Annotated in this window: 1 protein-coding gene; it reads right to left on the bottom strand. The window is 65.1% G+C overall.

The features are described 5' to 3' along the window. On the bottom strand, positions 1–255 hold a 255-nt coding region (locus tag ACZ2IA_RS23115), incomplete at both ends, for a hypothetical protein (RefSeq protein ID WP_470294921.1).

The following is a 255-nucleotide window of genomic DNA, read 5'->3' as shown; positions in this document are numbered from 1 at the left end:
CCCCCTCGGACAATATTTCGCCGTACAGCACCGGGATGCCGTCCAGCCGCGCATCACGCAGGCGATGCCAGGAGTTGTCCACCAGCAGAACCGGCACCTCCATTTCCTTGGACAGCATGCGGCACAGATCGGTCGTCCACGGCGACGCCCCCACCACCAGCACCGTGTTGGCGGGCACGGTCAGCCCGAGGCGGCGCGAGATCGGCCCAATCGTGAATCCGTGGGCAATCACCGTGGCCAGCACCAGGACAAAAA

The sequence above is a fragment of the Crenobacter sp. CS_VA4 genome (assembly GCF_055597485.1).
Note: the sequence above shows the minus strand (reverse complement) of the source record. Positions and strands in the feature narration are given on the sequence as shown.